This is a genomic window from Thermosynechococcus sp. (assembly GCF_046299655.1).
Classification (GTDB): domain Bacteria; phylum Cyanobacteriota; class Cyanobacteriia; order Thermosynechococcales; family Thermosynechococcaceae; genus Thermosynechococcus.
Genome location: NZ_JBKBHZ010000016.1, coordinates 1 through 18,765 on the forward strand (window position 1 = coordinate 1; position 18,765 = coordinate 18,765).

15 protein-coding genes are annotated in these 18,765 nt (G+C 54.2%); 10 read left to right on the forward strand and 5 right to left on the reverse strand.

Features of this window, described 5'->3' with window-relative positions:
- Positions 1 to 150 precede the first annotated feature (150 nt).
- Positions 151 to 528, forward strand: a complete 378-nt coding sequence (locus ACK4HN_RS09760) for a hypothetical protein (protein ID WP_409868570.1) — start codon at positions 151 to 153, stop codon at positions 526 to 528.
- Between the two features lie 102 nt (positions 529 to 630).
- Complete coding sequence (locus ACK4HN_RS09765) at positions 631 to 1,125, forward strand: pentapeptide repeat-containing protein (RefSeq protein ID WP_409868571.1); 495 nt, start codon at positions 631 to 633, stop codon at positions 1,123 to 1,125.
- Here the strand turns inward: ACK4HN_RS09765 and gltX are convergent.
- Entirely contained in the window at positions 1,115 to 2,572 is a 1,458-nt protein-coding gene (gltX, locus tag ACK4HN_RS09770; protein ID WP_409868572.1) for a glutamate--tRNA ligase, read from the reverse strand. The two genes, ACK4HN_RS09765 and gltX, sit on opposite strands and share 11 nt — an antisense overlap.
- Before the next feature lie 54 nt (positions 2,573 to 2,626).
- Complete coding sequence (locus ACK4HN_RS09775; protein ID WP_409868573.1) at positions 2,627 to 4,726, reverse strand: TIGR00300 family protein; 2,100 nt, start codon at positions 4,724 to 4,726, stop codon at positions 2,627 to 2,629.
- A gap of 284 nt (positions 4,727 to 5,010) precedes the next feature.
- Between ACK4HN_RS09775 and tig the strand changes: the two genes are divergently transcribed.
- From tig to clpX, 3 genes are all read left to right on the forward strand, one after another.
- Entirely contained in the window at positions 5,011 to 6,468 is a 1,458-nt protein-coding gene (gene tig, locus ACK4HN_RS09780) for a trigger factor (RefSeq protein ID WP_409868599.1), read from the forward strand.
- Positions 6,469 to 6,553: 85 nt separating this feature from the next.
- Positions 6,554 to 7,243, forward strand: a complete 690-nt coding sequence (gene clpP, locus ACK4HN_RS09785; RefSeq protein WP_409868574.1) for an ATP-dependent Clp endopeptidase proteolytic subunit ClpP — start codon at positions 6,554 to 6,556, stop codon at positions 7,241 to 7,243.
- A 32-nt stretch (positions 7,244 to 7,275) separates the two neighbouring features.
- A complete protein-coding gene (clpX, locus tag ACK4HN_RS09790) occupies positions 7,276 to 8,598 on the forward strand; it encodes an ATP-dependent protease ATP-binding subunit ClpX (RefSeq protein ID WP_409868575.1) in 1,323 nt (440 codons plus the stop codon).
- A gap of 24 nt (positions 8,599 to 8,622) precedes the next feature.
- Here clpX and ACK4HN_RS09795 read toward each other — a convergent pair whose 3' ends face one another.
- Positions 8,623 to 9,342 carry an SDR family oxidoreductase gene (locus ACK4HN_RS09795; protein ID WP_409849391.1) on the reverse strand — a complete coding sequence of 240 codons (720 nt, stop codon included), beginning with the start codon at positions 9,340 to 9,342 and terminating at the stop codon, positions 8,623 to 8,625.
- Between the two features lie 163 nt (positions 9,343 to 9,505).
- On the opposite strand from ACK4HN_RS09795, the gene ACK4HN_RS09800 reads away from it, so the two are divergent.
- From ACK4HN_RS09800 to miaE, 4 genes are all read left to right on the forward strand, one after another.
- Positions 9,506 to 14,224 (forward strand): translocation/assembly module TamB domain-containing protein, encoded by a 4,719-nt coding sequence (locus ACK4HN_RS09800; protein ID WP_409868576.1) that lies wholly within the window; start codon positions 9,506 to 9,508, stop codon positions 14,222 to 14,224.
- 115 nt (positions 14,225 to 14,339) lie between these two features.
- The gene (gene ubiE, locus ACK4HN_RS09805; RefSeq protein WP_409868577.1) at positions 14,340 to 15,017 is read left to right on the forward strand and encodes a bifunctional demethylmenaquinone methyltransferase/2-methoxy-6-polyprenyl-1,4-benzoquinol methylase UbiE; all 678 of its coding nucleotides are present in this window, start codon (positions 14,340 to 14,342) and stop codon (positions 15,015 to 15,017) included.
- 84 nt (positions 15,018 to 15,101) lie between these two features.
- Entirely contained in the window at positions 15,102 to 15,593 is a 492-nt protein-coding gene (locus ACK4HN_RS09810; RefSeq protein ID WP_149819316.1) for a universal stress protein, read from the forward strand.
- Complete coding sequence (miaE, locus tag ACK4HN_RS09815; protein WP_409868578.1) at positions 15,550 to 16,182, forward strand: tRNA isopentenyl-2-thiomethyl-A-37 hydroxylase MiaE; 633 nt, start codon at positions 15,550 to 15,552, stop codon at positions 16,180 to 16,182. Before ACK4HN_RS09810 ends, miaE begins: the two co-directional genes overlap by 44 nt.
- A 2-nt stretch (positions 16,183 to 16,184) precedes the next feature.
- Here the strand turns inward: miaE and ACK4HN_RS09820 are convergent, their stop codons facing one another.
- Positions 16,185 to 16,763, reverse strand: coding sequence for a hypothetical protein (locus ACK4HN_RS09820; RefSeq protein WP_409877576.1), 579 nt, complete (start codon positions 16,761 to 16,763; stop codon positions 16,185 to 16,187).
- 195 nt (positions 16,764 to 16,958) lie between these two features.
- Between ACK4HN_RS09820 and rpe the strand changes: the two genes are divergently transcribed.
- On the forward strand, positions 16,959 to 17,654 hold the full coding sequence (gene rpe / locus ACK4HN_RS09825) for a ribulose-phosphate 3-epimerase (RefSeq protein ID WP_409868580.1): 696 nt from the start codon (positions 16,959 to 16,961) through the stop codon (positions 17,652 to 17,654).
- Here the strand turns inward: rpe and thiO are convergent.
- The gene (gene thiO / locus ACK4HN_RS09830) at positions 17,651 to 18,757 is read right to left on the reverse strand and encodes a glycine oxidase ThiO (protein WP_409868581.1); all 1,107 of its coding nucleotides are present in this window, start codon (positions 18,755 to 18,757) and stop codon (positions 17,651 to 17,653) included. The two genes, rpe and thiO, sit on opposite strands and share 4 nt — an antisense overlap.
- Between the last annotated feature and the right edge of the window lie 8 nt (positions 18,758 to 18,765).

Consider the following 18,765-nt stretch of genomic DNA (forward strand, 5'->3'; position numbering starts at 1 on the left):
GATTTCAACGGTGCGAAAAATATTGCAGCTATGGGGGCGCTTGTAAACCGTCTTGGAGGTCCTTGGTTGTCTTGCCAGATAACTGCAGGGCTACTGAAAGCCCGCGCTGTACTTAGCTCAGCGTCTCCTGCCTACCTTGGGAGACCCATAATGACTGAACCTGCCACCTGCTCTGAACTCAATCAAGTTTTGGATGCCATCCAAGGGATGCAAGTCATTATCCAAGCGATCGACAAAAAGTTAGACATCCACATTGCCACCACAACAGAGCGCTTCAACCTCATGGATGAAAAGCTAAAGCGCCTGGAGGACAAAATTGATGCTGTAGAAGCAAAGTTAGAGCAGCGGATCAATTCCATAGAGATACAGTTAGGGCAGCGGATTGATACAGTAGAGTCCACGTTGCAGGACATTGCTAAGCGACAGGCGGGGACAGATGCACGGCTATGGGGCTTCTTGGTAACCCTATTGGTGGCAACGCTGGGACTGCTCGCAAAATTATTACTCTTTGATTTGCCCTCGTCTTAATCGGTTTAGCCCTTTTCTAAAATACGGGATTGCAAACAGGTACTGACAGTAATGCAACGCTTAACAAAACCCAGTTTTTTAGTGAAGCTACGAGCAAGCGCGTTGTCTCTAATCCTCCTACCCTTGGTTGTACCAGCAGTTGCTAAGGCTGAAAATCCTACCCATGTGCGACAACTCTTGGAAACGCGCCAATGTCCCAACTGTGATCTGCGGCGCGCGAACCTAATGGATGCCAATTTGTTTAAGGCAAATTTGGCGGGTGCCAATTTGGAGGGCGCCTATCTGGCGGGTGCGAATCTCTTTGGCGCCAATTTGGAAAGGGCAAACTTGAACCGTGCCAGCCTCTACCTAGCGATTTTGGTCAATGCCAATTTGGCAGGGGCGCAACTCGTGGGAACCCGGCTCACCCTCAGCAACCTTGTCAATGCCAACCTTAGCGGTGCCAATCTGGAGAATGCAGTCATGAAGGGGGCAAATATGATTGATGTGAATTTGACGGCAGCAAACCTGAAGGGGGCAGATCTCGATCGCGCCAATTTGAGTGGGGCTAATTTCAGCCAAACGATCTTCGATCGCCCCCCAGCCCTTAGGAAGTAACCTGTGCCTGTTTCAATGCTGCCGCAAGTCGCGGTTGATCCCAGCTCCGTTGGTGGAGAATTTGCCACGTGGCCATTAAATCAGGACCATGGACAGCACCCGTGAGAGCAGCACGCAGCGATCGCATTGTTGCCCCTTTTTTCACACTGGCGGCTTTGGTGGCCTGTTGAATCAGGTGTTGCCCCATCTCAACCGTGAGCGTTGGCTCTGAGGGTAAATGCTCTAGTAGGTAGGTCAAAATAGTTGCACTTTGGGGTTGGCTCAATTGAGCCATTGCTTCAGCATCAAAGGTGACGGTGGGGACAAAGAAAACCGCCCCTTGATCAATGGCCTCCTTGAGGGTGTTGAGACCGGGTTGCAGGAGTTGGGCAAGGTCAAGTAACCAAGGGCGATCGCTCGCCTCATCAAAGGCATAGCCAGCTCCGCGCCAGAAAGGAATGAGTTCAGCCAACAGCTCGTCGGGTTGCAATTGCTGAATGTACTGACGATTCAGCCAGTTGAGCTTATCCCAGTCAAAGCGAGCACCCGCCTTGTTAATCCGCTCAAAACTAAAGTGCTTCGCTGCCACCTCTAGGGTAAAGAGTTCACCCATCCCTTCAGGGGGCGACCAACCCAACAGCGTCATGTAGTTGGCCAAAGCCGGTGCAAGATACCCCATCGCCCGAAAGTCAGAAATGGAGGTAACGCCATCCCGTTTCGAGAGTTTTTGTCCCGCTGAATTGAGAATCAAGGGGGTATGGGCAAAGTTGGGGGGAGTGGCGCCAAGGGCTTCGTAGAGCAAAATTTGTTTGGGTGTGTTACCAATGTGGTCTTCACCGCGAATGACATCGGTAATGCCCATGGCAATGTCGTCAACGACCACGACCAAGTTATAGAGGGGATAGCCAATCTCACCTCGCGGCGCCGCCCGCGCAATCACCATATCACCCCCCAGATCAGCCCCCTGCCAACACACGCGACCGCGCACCAGATCCTGCCACTCAATCTGGCGATCGTCCTCAATTTTGAAGCGAATCACAGGGGTGCGTCCCGCCGCATCAAAGGCTGCTTGCTCCTCTGGGGTCAAATGGCGGTGACGGTTGTCGTAGCGGGGGGCTAGACCCTTGGCTTTTTGCTCAGATCGCAGGGCATCGAGTTCTTCGGGGGTGCAGTAGCAGTAGTAGGCCAGTCCCTTATCCAAGAGAGTTTGAATCGCTTGGCGGTACAGATCAAGGCGATCGCTTTGGAAATAGGGGCCCTCATCCCACGTCAGGCCCAGCCATTGCAAGCCCTCAAGGATATTCTCGGTATATTCGGGTCGAGACCGCTCGCGATCGGTATCCTCAATCCGCAGAATAAATTTCCCTCCCCGATGGCGGGCGTAAAGCCAGTTAAATACAGCGGTACGGGCAGTCCCAATGTGCAGATTTCCTGTCGGACTTGGCGCTATACGAACACGAACTGTCACTGCTGACCTCGAATACAAAACCCTTTCGATCCTACCGCATTGGCTACAGGGCTTCTAAGCAAGGGTATAGGGACGATTCAGCCGCTCCAACTGCTGCACCATGAGGCTGAGGAACAATCCCACATCTGTGACCACACCCACCGATTCCACAGACCCGCGATCCGCGAGTTTGGTCACCACTGCTGGGTTAATATCCACACAGACCAGCTTCACCCCCGCAGGGGTCATGTTGCCCACCCCAATGGAGTGCAGCATTGACGAGAGCATGAGAATCATGTTTGCCCCTTTAATCAGGCGGGCATATTCCCGCTGTGCCACAATTAAATCCATAATCGTATCGGGCAATGGGCCATCATCGCGGATTGACCCCGCTAGGACAAAGGGCACATTATTCTTGACACACTCATACATCACGCCACTGGTGAGAATTCCCTGCGCCACAGCATTGGCAATGCTGCCACAGCGACGAATGGTATTAATCACTTTCAGATGGTGACGGTGACCGCCCCGTACAGGAACACCCCGCTTCATATCTACCCCTAAGGAGGTGCCCATGATGGCTTGTTCCATATCGTGCACTGCGATCGCGTTGCCGCCGAGGAGTCCTTGGACATAGCCTTCACGGATCAGTTTGGCTAAATGCTCACCACCGCCCGTGTGGATAACCACAGGCCCGGCCACCACAATCACTTTGCCCCCCTGATCACGGATGCGCCGCAATTCCCAGGCAATTTGTTCCACCACCAGTTCGACGCGGCGTTCACTGGAAACCCCTGATCCCATGAAGGTAAACTCTTGGCTATTGCGTTGGCTTTCTGTTTTGCGAATCGTGCGGATGCCTTCGACGCCCACAACCACGCGATCGCCCACCTGCAAATCCCGCAGAATGCAACACTCTGCCACCGTACCTTCCGGGGTTGAGCGCACCACAATCGCCCCATCCATGCGTTGGTTTTGCACCCGAACCCACTCACCGCCAACCCGCACCTCTGTGGGGTAAATTGTGGTCACATAGAAGTCGTCAGGGGCTACTCCCGCTTGGGTGACGGTTTCGAGGGTGGCATCACACACCTCTGACGGGGGCAAGATCGCACCAAGGGTGATCAGCTGCGCCATGATCGCATCCATCACCTCGGCATCGGGGGCCATGACCCGAATATCCGCTTGGGACGGACTTTGCCGTTGTTCGCCAAGATTAAATTGCAAAACTTGAAAACTGCCGCCACTTTCCACAATCGTGTCTAGAACACGGTTCACAAGGCCAGAGTCGAGGAGATGTCCCTCCAGATGAATGACCCGACTGGGAATCGTTGCCGTGGCATGGAGTTCTTCGCGCACGGGTTCGGTCACCCGCAAGGTCAAACATTTAGCCGCACCCCCTGCCTTGAGAAATTCTGTCAAGGGCGTTTCCACCACCTCAAAGCCCACTTGGGCAAGGGCGGACTTCAATTCTTGGCTGGCACAGTTGAGAATCACTGTGTGATCGATATTGACGGCATTGCAGGCAAAGTTCACCGCATCGGTTTCTTGAACAATAATTCGCTTTTCTGCCGGTACCCGCAGTTCAATCAGGCGATTGGAGTAGGCATCAAAGGCGGGAGGGTAGTAAAGCAAGTAGCCATCCGTCAGCGGACAAAAACACGTGTCAAGGTGATAAAAGCGCTCATCCATGAGCCGTAGGGAGAGGACTTCAATATCCAGCCACTTTGCCAAATAGGCATGGGAATCCAATTCTGAACGGAAGCCATACCCCGCCCACAGCCAGCGACCTTCGCGATCCAAGAGAGCATCCCCTGCCCCCTCAAAGGGCAGTTGTTTCGGTAGCTCAAAAACTTGATACCCCTGAGATTCAAACCATGCTTTGAAATAGGGTTCTTCCCCCTGCCGTTCGGGGTGGTAAAAGCGACTGAGCACCACGCGATCGCCGAGCACTAAGCCCGCATTTGCCGTAAACACCATATCGGGCCAGCCCGGCTGCGGCTCAATTAGGTCAACAGTTGCGCGGCTTTGGATGATCTCATAGAGTTTTTGCCACTGCTCCTGTGCCCGATCGCGAGAGGACTTGTGGATATTTCCCTCCATCCAAGGATTGATTACATAGTCCACCTCATAATGGGTGGGAGGGCACATGAGGAATCGCAGGGTTAAACTCATAGGGGCTGTTTAGAAAGCGTTGCAATTTTTGAAACTCAGCGGCGTGGGCTGTACGACACCCATCACGAACTTTTATTCTATAGGCAGGGGGTACCCTGACGATTGCTTTTGTCATCAAACTTTGACATTGCGACCTTTACCCTGGGCCTTTAAGGGTGGCTCCAGTTGCAAAGAGCAGGGAGTATCTGCGCTAAAATGATAATTTGCGTGTAATTTTTGCGATCGCGCCCAGGCAACGCACACGACACTGACGTTATTTGCGAAGGGGAATGACCTTGACTGACGTGACTGACATCATTTCCATCACAACTGAACCCCGTGCCAATAGCCAACTCCTCGCCACGATTGAGGTTTCGGGGGCACACTCCCAACAGGTGTATAACCAAGTGGTCAATGATCTCCTTCGCCATACCCAAGTGCCCGGATTTCGCAAGGGCAAAGCTCCGCGCCAGCTTGTATTGCAGCAGATTGGCAAAGAGCGGCTGCGCTATGTGACTATGGAAAAGCTGATTGAGGATACCGTCAAAGCCGCCGTCGAAAAGAACAATATCCCCTATCTGGGTAACCTTAGACTCGAGGGGGACGCGGTAGAGGCACTGGATCGCTTTCAGCCCGGCGAAAACTTTTCCTTCAGCGTCACCTTTGATGTTGAACCTGAGGTTACGGTCACAGGCTACAAAGGGCTAACCATTGAGTACAATCCCGTCACCTATAATCCCGAAACCGTTGAGAAGTTCCTGCAACGGCATCAGCGGGAGCACGCCACCCTCATTCCCGTCGAAGACCGGCCAGCGCAGTGGGGCGATGATGTCACCCTGAAACTGGTGACCAAGGATGCCAATGGGGAGGTGGTGAAGGAATTCTCAGCAGATGAACTGCCCCTGTCCCTCGATGAAGAGCAACCCTTTTTGCTCAAAGAAATTCCTGCTGCTGTTGTTGGCATGAGTGTCGGTGAAGCGAAAACGGTGACGGTATCTGTTGCTGAGGAAGCAGAGGAAGGGAAAGCAGAAACCCCCAAACAATTGACCGCTGAGATTGAACTTTTAGGGATTAAAGCGCCGGAACTGCCTCCCTTAGATGATGCCTTTGCTGCTGAGCACAGTCAATTTAGCACGATGGCAGAGTTGCGGGCCTACTTAGAGCAACATCATCGAGAGCGCGCTGAAAACCAAGACAAGAAGGCCAAAGAGGCAGCCCTCATTGATACCCTGATTGCCCAAAATCCAGTTGAATTGCCAAAAACACTGATCCGCAAAGAAGCAGATGTGAAGGTGCGGACGACGCTGATGCAAATTCAGTCCCAAGGTGTTGATCTCAATAAGATCATGACCGAGGAACTCTACGAAAAAATGCGTCAAGAGGCAGAGCCGGGCGCTGCTAAGGAGGTGCACTCCCGCTTATTGCTGAAGGCGATCGCTCGTCAAGAGGGCATTGAACCTAGTGCAGAAGCCGTTGAGGAACGGCTGAACCGCTACAAAGAGGTGTTGGCGAACCAAGCCGCGAAGGATCTGGAACGACTCCGCGAATTTGCCTACGATGAGGTGCAGCAGGAGGAAGCCCTCAACTGGCTCCTAGAGCAGAATACATTCCAACCAGCAACGTCCGAGGCAGCCACCGACGCCACAGCAACTGCTGAAGCGCCAAAAGAGACTCCCATAGAGCCAGAGGCCGCGGTCGAAGAAACAGCCAAGCCTTCAAAACGTTCTGGGAAAAAGGCAAGCCCTACCCCATCCCAAGAATAGTTCGGCATAATGTAAGGTGATGATCCCTATCGGGCCAAACCGCTAGTTACAATTAATTACAAACGAACCGTCATCCTAGGCAACTATGCTGCAATCGCGTTACGACCATCCCCTCAGTTCCATTTTGCGCTCTCCAGTGCTGAACCTGCCGCCTACCCATGCCAATATTGTGCCGATGGTGGTTGAGCAGTCGGGGCGGGGTGAACGAGCCTTTGATATCTATTCGCGACTCCTCCGCGAGCGAATCATCTTCCTAGGTGGGGGGGCCGGCGATCGCCGGGGGATTGATGATGCGGTTGCGGACTCTGTCGTGGCGCAACTTCTCTATCTGGATGCCGAAGATCCAGAAAAAGATATTTACCTGTACATCAACTCACCGGGTGGCTCGGTGACCGCCGGCATGGCGATTTACGACACCATGAAGCACATTCGCCCCGATGTGTGTACCCTCTGCTTTGGCTTGGCCGCGAGTATGGGTGCCTTCTTACTGTCTGGCGGTACCCCCGGCAAACGGATGGCGCTGCCCCATGCAAGGATTATGATCCACCAGCCCCTCGGAGGCGCCCAAGGTCAGGCGGTGGATATTGAAATCCAAGCGCGGGAAATTCTCTACCACAAGCGCAAGCTCAATGAACTCCTGTCACAGCACACAGGGCAACCCATTGAGCGCATTGAAGCCGATACGGAGCGGGATTTCTTTATGTCGGCTGAAGAGGCCAAAGCCTATGGCCTGATTGATCAGGTGGTGACGCGACAGACCCTCCCTAGCCACTAAGTCCACTTGACGTGCAACCCTAGAGGTTCCCTATGGCCAAGTATGATACCCACCTCAAGTGCTCCTTTTGTGGCAAGTCACAGGAACAGGTGCGTAAGCTCATCGCAGGCCCTGGGGTCTATATTTGTGATGAATGCGTCGAACTGTGTAATGAAATCCTCGATGAGGAACTGTCCACCGTTCCCAATGCAGCAGTTCCCCGTCGAGACCCCACACCATCGCGATCGCCCCAGCGTCCTCCTCGCCCGCGTCCCCTCAGCCAAGTTCCCAAGCCCCGCCAAATCAAGGAATTTCTTGATAAACACGTGGTCGGGCAGCACGAAGCTAAAAAAATTCTCTCGGTTGCGGTCTATAACCACTACAAGCGCCTAAGTCTTTTGGATGGCGATCAGCGGGGCGATGACAATGTTGAACTGCAAAAGTCCAATATTCTCCTTATTGGCCCGACGGGTTCTGGCAAGACCCTCTTAGCGCAGACGTTAGCAAAACTCCTTGATGTGCCCTTTGCGGTTGCCGATGCCACTACCCTCACTGAAGCCGGCTATGTGGGGGAAGATGTGGAAAATATCCTGCTGCGGCTGCTACAAACCGCCAATATGGATGTGGAGGAAGCACAACGGGGAATTATCTATATTGACGAGATTGATAAGATTGCCCGCAAAAGTGAAAATCCTTCCATTACCCGTGATGTTTCCGGGGAAGGGGTACAGCAAGCGCTACTGAAGATGCTAGAGGGGACGATCGCCAATGTGCCGCCGCAGGGGGGGCGCAAGCATCCCTACCAAGACTGTATTCAAATTGATACGACGAACATCCTCTTTATCTGTGGCGGCGCTTTTGTTGGTTTAGAGAAAACCATTGAGCAACGGGTGGGCAAAAAATCAATGGGCTTTGTCCGCGAGGGTGAACCCCTGCCCAAGGAAAAACGTTCTGCAGACATTCTCAAGCAACTGGAACCCCAAGACTTGGTGAAGTACGGCATGATTCCAGAGTTTATTGGCCGTATTCCGGTTGTGGCCGTGCTGGAGCCGCTGGATGTGGCGGCCCTGGCTCAGATACTCACCCAACCTCAAAACGCGCTCCTGAAGCAGTACCAAAAACTCATGCGCATCGACAGTGTCGAGTTACGTTTTGAACCGGCTGCCGTGGAGGCGATCGCCCAAGAGGCCTACCGTCGTAAAACCGGTGCCCGTGCCCTGCGCGCCATTGTTGAAGAGATTATGCTGGATGTGATGTACGAACTGCCCTCCCGCAAGGATCTGCGCGAATGCACCATCACCCCCGAAATGGTGGAGAAACGCTCCACGGCTGAGCTACTCCTGCATCCTTCTTCGCTGCCGACACTATCGGCGTAAGGTTTGCTCAATCTCTATAAAGGGCTAAAAGAAAACGTGGCTATCGGGCATCAAGCTCAACTCTAGGGGAACGGCATGGGGATCCGTTTCTAGGGTAGCGCGGATGAAACGAGCAACGGTAGCTGGACGCAACAGTTTCTGGCGATCGATTTTGAGGCTGACCGCATCCCAAAAGGGGGTATCCACGCCGCCAAAATAGAACAGACTAAAGCGAATGCCATAGCGCTTGAGTTCTTCGGCCATACATTTACTGAAACCTACAACCCCGAACTTGGCAGCACAGTAGGCTGACCCCATAGCCATTGAATGCTTACCCAGAATGCCGACAACGGTGCAGATGTGTCCTTGCTGCTGCTCTTTCATCAGTTCGGCTGCCTGTTGGGTGGTGTAAAAACAGCCTTTGAGATTGAGATCAAGCATCTGATCCAGTTCAGCCGCCGTAATTTTTTGATAGGGCTTGAGAAGGCCAGCCCCCGCTGCGTTGATTAATACATCGAGTCGTCCCTGCTCACGGCGAATGGCTTGCATCAAGTCGCTCACCTGCTGTGGTTGAGTGATGTCGCAGGGCTGAATTTGGACAGTTACTGAGGCAGGAAGCTGCGCTGCCACCGCTTGCAGGCGATCGCCTGAGCGGGCCGCTAAGACCAATTTGGCACCGGTTTCTTGGAGTTCGGCAACAACGGCTTGACCAATGCCACCCGTAGCACCCACCACTAACACCACACGATCTGCTAAGACACTCATTTTGTTACATTTCTTTACGTTCACCTTTTTATCCTAGCGTTTCTTGCATGTCCGAGAACCTACCAATGGTTTAAGCGATCAAATTTAGAAAGCCGAGCCTTTGTTCTGCGTATTAGGATTGAGCTGTTGGGCTTCTCGCCTAGGTGTGACGGAGTTGGGATGAATGACGCAGCAACCACAACCCCCCTTTAGCCTTTGGTCTCGTCAGTGGGGATGGAGAATTATTGGTTTGGTGGCGCTAGGGGCGATCGCGGGTGGAACACGGACATGGTGGCTTGTGCGCTATGAATTGGCTCCTGAAATTGCCCAGCAACTACAACAGGGCCTCAATCGGCCAGTGAGCATGGGCAATGTGCAGCAGGTGGGTTTAAATTTTATTCGTTTTGGTTCCTCAGCGGTTCCCAGCTACACGCCAGAAGAGGGCACTCCCGAATTGGACAATGCCCTAATCAACGGAATTGAGGTCGCCTTTAATCCATGGCAACTCCTCACGGGTCAAAAATTAGATCTCGACGTGACCCTCCACCAACCCCAACTCACGGTGGTTCAGGATGCCCAAGGGCGGTGGTGGCGCACGGAAGTTAAGCTCCCAGAGGAGGAGCCGACCTTTTTTCAACTGAATCAAATTAGGGTGAAGGTGCGGGATGCCTCTGTACTGGTTCAACCCTTTCAGCGTCCTGCCTACCTGCTGCGCCAAATTCAGGGGGGATTGACACTGACGCCCGATCGCCACAATTTTGTCGTCGAAGGTCAAGCGGAAGGACAACTGGCCGGGGGTGGCCAATGGTGGTTGCAGGCAGACTGGCACCAACCCCAAGAATCAGGGCAACTGGATTTGCGCTTTAGGGGGATTCCCCTTGCTCTGGGAAATGAGCTTTTGCCAGAGACTATTCGTGTCAAAGGGGGGCAACTAGAAGGACAGGTGCAGCTTAAGCTTCCCTTGCGAGAAACTCCTGAACTCACGGGGCAAATCCGGTTGCGGGATGGCACTTTACACACGGCCTTTGTGCCCCAAGACATCAAGGGATTACAGGCCCATGTGCAATTGCAGGACAATCAGGCAACGCTCCACTATCTGCGGGGGGCGATCGCCAATGTCCGCTGGCAGGCTAGAGGGACGGTGAGTCTTGAAAGTGGCTGGAACCTGCAAGGGCAAGTGGCCAGATTCGATCTAGCGCCGACGTTTAAGGCATTACAGATTGCCTCTCCCATTTCCCTCAAAGGTCAAGTGGCAATTCCCACCCTGCGGGTGCAAGGGGATTTGACGAATCCCCAAGTCAGCGGTGAACTGTACAGCCAAAGCCCGCTGCAGGTGGATCAATTGCAACTGCAACAGCTACGGCTGCCTTTTATGGCATCCCTTGATCAAGGGGTTAGGTTGATGGATGTCCGCGCCCAGTTAGTAGATGGGGGGAAGGTGCAGACCACTGTAGGCATACGGCCCAGCGGGGAATTTCGCGGCCAGGCACAAGTGCAGCAGGTGAATCTTCAGGCGATCGCCCGCCGCTACGATGTGGCTTTGCCCATGTCCCTAGGGGAGGGGTTTGCGCAACTGGACTTTGGCGGCAATTTGCGTACCCCAGAGCCTTGGCAGGCCAAGGCAGCCTTTCAACTGCCGACGGCTCAATATCCACTGCGGGGCACTGCCCGTCTGACGCAAACCCGACTGGTCGTTCCTGAGTTTCAAATGCAGTTTCTAGGGGGGAGTCTGCGAGGTCAAGTGCAAGCCGCGGCTGGTCAGTGGCAGTTACAGGTTCAGGCCGAAAATATTCCCCTGCCGCAGTTCCATCAAGATTTACAAGGTCGTCTCAGTGGGCAGGCGATCGCCCAAGGGCGGCTGGATCAACTAACGCTGCCAGCGATTCGAGCCAGGGCCAATCTGCAAGTGGATCAAATCCCCACGGGTACTCCCCTTCTGGCACAGGTAAATTGGGATGGCCAGCAACTGCAAGTCCAAGAAGCTACCCTCGGTGCCATTCGCGCTCAGGGAACCATCGGCGTTGATCTTGCGGCTTTGGAACCCACGCATATTCGATTGGGCATCCAAGCCAGAAATCTCTCTCTGAGTACCTTAAGCACCTTCTTGGAACCGAATCTTCCTGTTCCCCTCACCCTTGCGGGTACCACCTCCTTGCAAGGTCAACTGACCGGACGCCTCAAAAATCTCCAATTTCAGGGGGCACTGCTCACCCAAGGATTGGCGGTGAATGATTTGCGTTTTGCCCCTCAACTCACAGGCACGGTCACCTTGAGCCAACAACAGGGGGCAACCCTCAACTTACAGGGGGGGGGCGATCGCTTAGCGCTTCGTCTTGATGCCGATGGCCTACCCCGCTCACTGCTGGTTCAACGGCAACAGGCGCAACTAATGGGCCAGCGCCAAGGGGAAAACTTTGATTTGCGTCTTCAGCAGTTTCCTGTGGAATCCCTGCGCTTACGACCCCCGCAACTTCCTCAGGATGTCATTCTCGCAGGAGTCGCCTCTGGCAATCTACAGTTGCAAAATTGGACAAGGGGGCAGGGTAGTTTTACCGTAGAGCGACCGGGGTTAGGGGCATGGCGGGGCGATCGTCTGCAAGCGCAATTTCGTCTGCATCGCGATCGCTTGACAATTCAATCCGGCCTCTTTGAAAAAGGCGAGAGTCGCTACCAGTTCACTGCTGATCTCCAGCCGCAACAATTGGGAGCGCAGTTGACAATTGCCCAAGGCAATTTAGCGGATTTGACAGGGTTGGCGACGATTCTTGGGATTGGCCAACCCATCGCTCGCGGCACCGCGGCAGATCTAGGCACACCGACCGCAGGGGCAGGTCTGCAAGTATCACTGCTAACCCAAATTCGCCGCCTTGCTGAAATTGATCTGCTGCAATCCCAAGCGGCTTTGGTGCGGCGGCCACAACTGCTGCCCTCCTTAGATCAACTTCAAGGGGTTTTTAATGGCCAAATCAATCTCCGTCAAACCCCCCAGTCAGGTCTAGTGGCTAGCTTTGATCTCAAGGGCGCCAATTGGCATTGGGGCAACTACCAAGTTGATCAGTTTCTGAGTCGTGGTCGCTTTGCCCAACATCAACTGGTGCTGACGACCCTCAATCTGCTGGCAAACGGTGGGCAATTGAGCGTCAATGGCATTCTGGGTGGCAACCAGCAAAATGCCCGATTGCGGCTAGAGCAGTTCCCTATGAGTCTTGTGGCCAGTCTTTTGCCCCCTGGGGTGGATGTTGAGGGCAAGGTGAATGCCCAAGCAATGTTGACTGGCTCATGGCAGCAGCCCATCCTCACGGGTGAAGTGAGTCTTGCGGAGGGTCGGTTGAATCAACGTCCCTTGGAGGCAGCGAATGCCACATTTCGCTATGCCCAAAATCGTCTCGCCCTTCAGGCGATCGCCCGTTTGGACACGCCAGAACCGCTAGTGGTTACAGGTTCAGTTCCCTTGATCTCTCCCCTTGACCCGCGACCAGTGGTGGATCCGCAGTTAGCTCTAGATGTCAGCCTCAAGGATGAGGGATTGTCCTTGATTAATGTCTTTACGGATCAGGTGCAATGGCAACAAGGAAAGGGGCTGCTGCAAGCCCAACTGCGGGGCACATGGGAAGAACCCATTGTCAATGGTGTCCTTAGTGTGGATGATGCGGTGATTAAAACTCCCGCCTTTGAGGAGCCGGTAACCAATCTCAGTGCGCGCGTGCGCTTCGATCGCGATCGCCTGCGGGTGGATGGCATCCAGGGTCTCCTTAGCCAAGGGCAAATTACCATGGCAGGGGTGCTGCCCATTCAGACTCCCTTGACCGCAGATGATCCCGATGCTGTCACACCCCTCACCGCTTCCCTGCGACGCTTGCAAGTGAATGCCGGCAATCTCTATCGCGGTACGGTAGATGGCACCCTCGTGATCAAAAATACCCTCCTGAGTCCCGATCTGGGGGGCAGTGTTGAACTCAGCCAAGGCCGTTTCGATTTAGGCGCTTTGGGCGCTATTAATGGTGTTGCCAAGGGCAAGGGGTTAGCTGCTCCTTTTAGCCGTCTCTTTGAACCCCCAGCCTTTGATAACTTGGAAATTAAGATTGCAGATTCCTTACGGGTGACGCGATCGCCCGTTCTCAACCTCACGGCCACTGGCAGTTTGCTCCTCAATGGCAGCCTCGATAGTCTCCAGCCCGAGGGTAAAATTCGGCTCACGGGAGGGCAACTGAATCTGTTCACCACCCTCTTTTTGCTCCAGCGGCAAGCGGATAACTATGTGCTCTTTACCCCGGCCAATGGCTTGGATCCCGAACTCAATCTCGCTCTTGGGGCAACTGCAACAGAGGTCTATACCCCCGGCACCGTTACCCGTCTATCGGATTTTGGATCCGTCACAGCCACCAGTGTGGGGACTCTAAACACGGTTCGGATTACTGCCCGCATTAATGGTCGTGTCAGTCAATTTCAAACCAATTTGCCTGCGGTGCTTGAGCTATCGAGTACTCCCTCCCGCAGCACGACTGAACTCCTTGCCTTGATGGGCGGTGGCTCAATTGCGGATCTCAACCAAGTGGGGGGAGAAGCAGCGGTGGCGAGTCTTGCTGGATCTGCGCTTTTTAATAACCTACAGGCATTGATTGATCAGGCCACAGGCAACCGCACCTCCTTTCGGATTTTTCCAGCGGTGGTGCCCCCCGATCGCCAAGCCCAAAGCCAAGCCCCAACCCTTGCTGTGGGGGCTGAACTGGGTTTTCAAGTGAACAGTTTTACCTCGGTTTCCCTCTTGCAGTTGCTGACTGCCCCTGGTGATCCCACCCGCTTTAACCTCGGCTTTCAAGTGACAGAGCAGATTCGCCTTGGCGGACAGGTGAGCACCAGTGGTCAGGGCACAGGCTTTGTTGAATTTCGCTACCGTTTTTAAGGGGTAGCAGAGCAGTTCCGCTGCGGCATCAGATTTGCTTACCATAGGGAAAAACGCAAGACCCAACGAGTGCGCATGCTGTTGCAGTGGTGCTGCCGCTGTCCCCTCTGAAGCCATGACCAATATCCAAGCCCTGTTTGAGCGCATTGCCCCCCTCTACGATCGCCTCAACGATCAACTCAGCTTTGGCCTTCACCATGTCTGGAAACAGATGGCCGTGGACTGGCTGGAACTGCCTAAAGGGGCAGCGGCTTTAGATCTCTGCTGTGGCACGGGGGATTTAACCCGTGTCCTAGCACGGCGAGTGGGGCAGCAGGGGCAGGTCGTGGGATTAGATTTTGCCAAGGCACCCCTAGCGATCGCCCGCCAACGCAGTTATCATTATCCCCAAATTGAATGGCTCCAAGGAGATGCTTTAGCAGTACCCTTTGGAGATCAAACCTTTCAGGGCATCACGATCGGCTACGGGTTACGCAATGTGGCAGATATTCCCCAAGCCCTCAGGGAAATGTTTCGGCTGCTTGTCGCCGGTGGGCGGGCAGCAATTCTCGACTTTAGCCATCCCCAAACGCCCGTACTCCAACAATTTCAGCAATGGTATTTGCAACAGTGGGTAGTGCCTACTGCCCGTCAGTACGGCTTGGCAGCAGAGTATGACTATTTGTGGCCGAGTATTCTAGCCTTTCCTAAGCCATCCACCCTCTGTGAACTGATCCAGAAAGCAGGCTTTCAGCAGGTAAAGCACTACCCCCTTCTAGGGGGGCTGATGGCGATTACTATTGCTCAAAAGTAGTCTGTGTTACAAATGTTAGTCTTCACGCCTTTGGCAATCCCCTAAGCTATAGATAGGCGAACCGCAGGGCGTTTGGAGGGCAGTATGTATAAAAAAATTCTCGTTGCAGTTGACGACAGTGAACTGGGAGAACAAGTGTTTCAAACCGCGCTGGATTTGGCTCAGCACTACCAAGCTCGCATGATGCTGATTCATGTCCTCTCGCCCACCAACGAATCCTATCCTGACCCAATCTTTACCACCCCTTTAGCTTCAGGAGTCTATGTGGGACTCCACGAGGAAGTGATGCGTGCCTATGCTGAGCAGTGGGAAAACTTTGAGCAAAAAGGCTTGGATATGCTGCGCAACCTTACCCAAATTGCCACTGAAAAAGGGGTGCCCACAGAATTTACCCAAGCCTTGGGAGATGCCGGTCGTGCCATTTGTGATCTGGCCAAAGATTGGGAAAGTGATTTGATTGTGCTGGGGCGGCGGGGTCTCAAGGGCTTGAGTGAATTTTTCCTCGGCAGTGTCAGCAACTATGTGCTCCACAATGCCCCTTGTTCTGTGCTCACCGTCCAGCGCCGCCGTGATTGAGACTCCCATTCGCATTAAGTTCCTTGTGCAACCTACCCGTCCTGAGTGGGTAGAGCAGGCGATCGCTCACCTAGATACGATTTTACTCGATCACTCCCACTGTGAGCGCAAAGCGGCTGGCGTCGCTATTAATCTGATGTTTCGCTATCCTTCCCACAAGCCCTTAGTGGATGCCCTCACCGATATTGCCCAAGAGGAACTGGATCACTTCCGCCAAGTTAATCAGCAACTGGAACGCCGCCAAATTGCCCTTGCCCCCCTCAGTGCACCCCCCTATGCCTCCCGCTTGAATGCGGCTGTCCGCTCGCAGGAACCCCAGCGTTTCTTGGATACCCTATTGGTTTGCGCGTTGATTGAAGCCCGCAGTCACGAGCGCTTGCAACTGCTGGCTCAGCACTGTCCAGATCGGGAACTGGCGGAGTTCTTTGCTGGCTTAGTCACCTCTGAGGCACGCCACTATGGCACCTATTGGTACTTGGCCTATCAGTCCTTTGGTCAAGAGGTGGTGGCAGAGCGATTACAGCAGTTGGCTGCCCTTGAAAGTGAGATTCTCAGCACGCCCTATCCCTTGCCCCGGATTCACAGTTAGTCCTAAATGGCTGGTGGTGTTGCCCCTTGAGCAGTGGCGGGTTGACCGACCGTGAGGCGTACCGTTTGGCCAAATTGCTCTAAAACGACTGCAGGGGTAGTGTCATAGGCATCAATGGCACGCACAATCACATTGCCGGCGATCGTATCCCCCACTTGCACAGTGCGGGTGACATTCTCCTTAGGTGAGCGAATAATCGCTTGAAGACGTCCATTCACCGCAGCCACACCAAAAACTTTCACAGCTTGGGCATCAACGGGTGGCGGTGGTGGCGGGGGGGGCGTAGGTGGAACAGGGGCAAAGGTAGGTGGAACAGGGGCAAAGGGATTAGCACGACCGATATTGGAGAGTCCCTCAATGTAGGTTTTGGGGTTGGTGGGTGGGGTTAAGGCGGCAACCGCAAACCCAGCAGCAGTGGGTTCCGTGGGTTCAGGGGGAGTGGGAGCGGCTGCGGGGGGAGCAACGGGTTGATCGGGTTGAGTTGTAATTTCTGTTTCACTAAAAATGAGGCCACAGCCACTCATTGCTGAGGCCAGCAGCGCGGCTGCAATGGTAATGATCTTGGTGCGCTGTTTGAACATTTGGTGTCTCACCTTTGGATGATGGTCTGGTGGTGCAGACGTGCTCTTTGTTGCCTACTATAAAATGTACCGTTGGCTGGCAGTGGCTATGCATAGGCAGTTGCCAAAGTGGTCTTTGCAGCGCAGAGTTGCTGTGGGGGCGATCGCTCGGTACACTGAAAACAATTGTAACGTTATTTACGGAATGAATCGGTCATGAGTGCTAAGCCCGTCGTGATTGCTCCCTCCATTCTTTCTGCAGATTTCAGTCGTTTGGGTGAAGAGATCCAAGCCGTTGATCGGGCGGGAGCCGACTGGATCCATGTGGATGTAATGGATGGTCGCTTTGTTCCCAATATCACGATCGGGCCATTAATTGTTGAGGCGATTCGCCCCTTGACCCAAAAGCCCCTCGACGTGCACTTAATGATTGTTGAGCCAGAAAAATACGTGGCCGATTTTGCCAAAGCCGGTGCCGATATTATCTCAGTTCATGCCGAACACAATGCCTCCCCTCACCTGCATCGTACCCTCTGTCAAATCCGCGAACTGGGTAAACAAGCAGGAGTGGTACTCAATCCCTCTAGCCCTCTTGAACTCATTGAGTACGTCCTCGATGTTTGTGATCTCGTGCTGATTATGAGTGTCAATCCCGGCTTTGGGGGTCAGAAGTTTATTCCAGCAGTGCTGCCCAAAATTCGGCGGCTACGGCAACTGTGCGAAGAGCGCGGCCTAGACCCATGGATTGAAGTGGATGGTGGTCTCAAGGTGGACAATACTTGGCAAGTTCTCGAAGCGGGTGCCAATGCCATTGTGGCCGGTTCAGCTGTCTTTAAGGCGCCTGATTACGCCGCCGCGATCGCCGGTATCCGCAATAGCAAGCGTCCTAGCCCTGAGTTGGTGACTGCCTAGACCCTAGCTTCTGACGGAGCTTGAAATCGCTGCCACGAAAAGGCTTTCAGGTGGCGATCGCCCGTCTGGTGCAGAATCAGGTTCGCCATTAGCTTTGCTGTAATCGGGGCAAGCAAAATGCCATTGCGGTAATGCCCCGTCGCGAGGTAAAGGTTGGCCGCTGGCCCTTGCCCCAAAATGGGTAAATCATCGGGAGTGGCTGGGCGATAGCCCCACCATGTATCAATCACCTCGTAGCTGGCCAGTTCTGGAATAAGGGCGGTGGCACGATTCAGCAGGGCCTGCAGACCCGCCACTGTTGTCCCCTCTTGGAAGCCCACATTTTCACTGGTGGCACCCACCACGACTTTGCCGGAGCGACGCGGCACGAGATAGAGTTGATCGCCAAAAATCACGTGCTTTAGCAGGGGTTGCCCTGGCGGTTTCAGCGCCAACATTTGCCCCTTACGGGGGGTAACGGGTAGAGGAAGCAGGCTTTGTGTCCATGCCCCTGTAGCCAGAATATAAATCCCCGCCGACCAACGCCCGCGATCGCTCTCTAACGCTGTAATCTCCCCTCGGGGCGTTTGCTGAAATCGCTGAACTGTAATCCCCTCAATCACCTCGACGCCAAGAATCCGAGCGGCGCTCACCAGAACCTTCGCCAAGTTGCGTGTATTCACCTGCCCATCTTGAGGAAACCACCAAGCTCCTAGCACACTCTCCGCAAAGCCCGGCTGATAGTTCACCAGTTCAGACGCATCCAGCCAGCGGCTGTCGGGTTCCATGGGGTGGGGGCGATCGCGCTGCCGCTCATCGGTCACGGGTGCCAAAATACCACAGGGCCAGTAGCCGGCATCCAGCCCCGTCAGTTGCTCAAGCTTGTCAATCCAACTGGGGTAGAGATTGCGGCTCGCCGTACACAAATTCCACATGGCGCCTGCCGGCAAGCCTTCTGCTTGGGGGGCTAACATTCCCGCTGCCGCATGGAGGGCTGCTTCTCGAAACTGACGGCTGAGAACCGTGGATCGCGCCCCCCGCAAGGCCAATTCGATGGCGATCGCCAGCCCCATGGTGCCGCCTCCGATAATCAAAATGTCCCGCTGCTCATCCCCAAGGATCATTGCTAAAT